The sequence below is a fragment of the Roseateles sp. P5_E11 genome (genome assembly GCF_054049355.1).
Window position 1 is genome coordinate 1 of sequence record NZ_JBFUMO010000541.1, and the last position, 3960, is coordinate 3960.

Consider the following 3960-nt stretch of genomic DNA (forward strand, 5'->3'; position numbering starts at 1 on the left):
ACCTTGCCGCTGTCGCGCAGCTGCGTCTCGGTCTTGCGCAGTTCCTCTTCCTTGCGAAAGCGCACCTGCGTCGAGATGTCTGGCCGCGTCACGCCCAGCGTGCCGCTCTCGCCGCAGCAGCGCTCGCTCTTCACGACGTTGTCACCCACCAGCGCCTTCACCGTTTTCATCGGCTCCTGCAGCTTCATCGGCGAATGGCAGGGGTCGTGGTACAGGTAGCTGGTCTTGGAGCCGAGCGTGATGCCCTTCTCCAGCAGGTACTCGTGGATGTCGATGATGCGGCAGCCCGGGAAGATGTCCTCGAACTTGTAGCCCTGCAGTTGATCGAAGCAGGTGCCACATGACACCACCACCGTCTTGATGTCCAAGTAGTTCAGCGTGTTGGCGACGCGGTGGAAGAGCACCCGGTTGTCGGTGATCATCTTCTCGGCCTTGTCGAACTGGCCCGAGCCGCGTTGCGGGTAGCCGCAGCACAAATAGCCGGGCGGCAGCACCGTCTGCACGCCGGCGTGCCAGAGCATGGCCTGCGTCGCCAGGCCCACCTGGCTGAACAGGCGCTCCGAGCCGCAGCCTGGGAAATAGAACACCGCCTCGGTCTCGCTCGCCATGGACGGCGGGCGAATGATGGGCACGTAGTCCTTGTCCTCGATGTCCAGCAGCGCCCGCGCCGTCTTCTTGGGCAGGCCGCCGGGCAGCTTCTTGTTGATGAAGTGGATGACCTGTTCCTTGATCGGCGCGGCGCCCAGCGTGGCCGGGGGCGCGCTGGTCTGCTTGCGCCCCGCGAGCTTGAACAGGTCGACCGCGAAGCGCTGCGCCTTGAAGCCGATGCCCACCATGGCCGTGCGCATGAACTTGATGGTCTCGGGGTTGGTCGCGTTCAGCATGAACATGGCCGCCGCATTGCCCGGCCGCCAGGTCTTCTGGCCCATCTTGCGCAGCAGGTTGCGCATGTTCATCGTCACGTCGCCGAAGTCGATCTTGACCGGGCAGGGCGACAGGCACTTGTGGCAGACCGTGCAGTGGTCGGCCACGTCCTCGAACTCCTGCCAGTGCTTGATCGACACGCCGCGGCGCGTCTGCTCCTCGTACAGGAAGGCCTCGACCAGCAGCGAGGTGGCGAGGATCTTGTTGCGCGGCGAATAGAGCAGGTTGGCGCGCGGCACATGCGTGGCGCAGACCGGCTTGCACTTGCCGCAGCGCAGGCAGTCCTTGATCGAGTTGGCGATCTCGCCGATGTCGCTCTGCTGCATGATCAGCGACTCGTGCCCCATCAGGCCGAAGGACGGCGTGTAGGCATTGCGCAGGTCGGCCGGCAGGGAAGCATCCTTCAGCAGCTTGCCCTTGTTGAAGCGGCCCTCGGGGTCGACGCGCTTCTTGTAGGCCGTGAAGTTGGCGATCTCGTCGTCGGTCAGGAACTCGATCTTCGTGATGCCAATGCCATGCTCGCCGGAGATGACGCCGTCCAGCGAGCGCGCCAGCGTCATGATGCGTGCCACGGCCGCGTGGGCCGTCTGCAGCATCTCGTAGTTGTCACTGTTGACGGGGATGTTGGTGTGCACATTGCCGTCGCCGGCATGCATGTGCAGGGCCACCCAGACGCGGCCGCGCAGCACCTCCTTGTGGATGCGCTTGAGCTCGGCAATCAGCGGCTCGAAGGCCGCGCCGTTGAAGAGGGCCTGCAGGGGCTTGAGGATCTGCGTCTTCCACGACGCGCGCAGCTCGTGCGTCTGCAAGCCCTCGAAGAATCCGCTGTCCAGGCCATCCAGCCATTGCTGCCACAGGTCGCCCACTTCGCGCAGCAAGGCCAGCGCCTGTTGCACCCGGTCTTCCAGCAACTCCGCGCTCGGGATGTCACCCGCGTCGTCGCTCTTGCCCAGCGGCAGCTTGCCCGTCAGGAACAAGGCTTGCAGCGCCGTCACCAGTGCCAGCTTGTTGCGCAAGCTGAGCTCGATGTTGATGCGCTCGATGCCCAGCGTGTACTCGCCCATGCGGTGCAGCGGGATGACGACGTCCTCGTTCACCTTGAACGCGTTGGTGTGCTTGCTGATGGCCGCCGTTCGCTTGCGGTCCAGCCAGAACTTCTTGCGCGCGTCGGCGCTCACGGCAACGAAGCCCTCGCCCGAGCGGCCATTGGCCAGGCGCACGACCTCGCTCGTCGCACGCGCCACGGCATCCGCGTCGTCGCCGACGATGTCGCCCACCAGCACCATCTTGGGCAGGCCACCGCGCTTGCTCTTGGTGGCGTAGCCCACCGCCTTCAGGTAGCGGTCGTCCAGATGCTCCAGGCCCGCCAACAGCACGCCGGTGTCGGCAATCGAGAACATGTAGTCCTTGATGTCGACGATGCTGGGCACGCAGTCTTTCGGGTTGCCGARGAACTCCAGGCAGACCGTACGGACGTGCGCCGGCATGCGGTGCACGATCCAGCGCGCGCTGGTGATGAGGCCGTCGCAGCCTTCCTTCTGGATGCCCGGCAGGCCGGCGAGGAACTTGTCCGTCACGTCCTTGCCCAGGCCCTCCTTGCGGAAGACGCGGCCGGGGATGTCCAGGCGCTCGGTCTTTTCCAGCTTGGTGCCCGACGCGTCGAAGTAACGCAGCTCGAAGCTGGCTAGTTCCACGTCATGGATCTTGCCGAGGTTGTGGTTGAGGCGGATGACCTCCAGCCACTTGGCCTCGGGCGTCACCATCTTCCAGCTGGCCAGGTTGTCCAGCGCCGTGCCCCACAGCACGGCCTTCTTGCCGCCGGCGTTCATGGCCACGTTGCCGCCGATGCAGCTGGCCTCGGCGCTGGTCGGGTCCACCGCAAAGACGAAGCCGTTCGCCTCGGCCATGTCCGCCACACGCTGCGTGACGACACCGGCCTCGCTGAAGATGGTCGGCACCTCGCGGTCCAGGCCGGGCAAACGCAGCATCTCGACGCCGCGCAGCGCTTCCAGCTTTTCGGTGTTGATGACGGCGCTGTTCCACACCAGCGGAATCGCGCCGCCCGTGTAGCCCGTGCCACCGCCTCGCGGAATCACGGTCAGCCCCAGCTCGAAGCAGGCGCCCACGAGGCCGGCCATCTCGGCCTCGGTGTCGGGCGTCAGCACGACGAAGGGGTACTCGACGCGCCAGTCGGTCGCGTCCGTCACGTGGGACACGCGCGACAGGCCGTCGAACTTGATGTTGTCCTTGGCGGTGTGCTTGGCGAGCTTCTTGGCCGAGCGCTTGCGCAGTTCAGCAACGCGCTCAAACATCAGTGCGAACTCGGCCACTGCACCACGCGCCGCCTTCAGCAGCTCACCGACCGACGCGTCGCGTTGCGCATCGGCAGCGGCGTCACGGCGCTTCTCCACCTCGCCCAGGCGATGGTGCAGGGCCTCGATCAGCTGGCCACGGCGGCGAGGGTTGTCCAGCAGGTCGTCCTGCAGATACGGGTTGCGCTGCACCACCCAGATGTCGCCCAGCACCTCGTACAACATGCGCGCGGAGCGGCCCGTGCGACGCTCTAACCGCAACTGGTCCAGCAGCTCCCAGGCCCGGGAGCCCAGCAGGCGGATGACGATCTCGCGGTCGGAGAACGACGTGTAGTTGTAGGGAATCTCGCGCAACCGGGGGGCTGCGCTCTCAGCCGCTTCAGCGGTGGGCATCAGGGGATGCGGAGCGTTCATGGCAACCGGCGTGACCGGAAAAGTAGCCTTCGCAGGCTGGTTCGGGCGGGCAGCGGCTCGGGTCGGCAGCAGGGCGGGCAAGGACTACCCGGCTTGTGGCCACGGCCCCTCGCGGCAAGGGTTGGAATCCTAACCGAGGGGGGTTGCCCCCAGGGCGCCACCGTGTTTGCCCGCCATTCGTCGCTCATCAAGCGGCGCTATGCTGGCCCGCAAAACACCGCATGGAGACACTGCAATGAAGTCGTTCGCCTATGTCATGGCGCTGGGCGCTGCCCTGGGCCTGGCCAGCCCGGCCCAGGCCCAGACCGAG

Annotated in this window: 1 protein-coding gene; it reads right to left on the bottom strand. The window is 66.0% G+C overall.

The window, feature by feature from the left end; genetic code table 11:
* On the bottom strand, window positions 1-3650 hold a 3650-nt coding region (locus tag ACXJKR_RS26550; RefSeq protein ID WP_457325362.1), incomplete at its 3' end, for a DUF3683 domain-containing protein.
* Window positions 3651-3960: the final 310 nt, after the last annotated feature.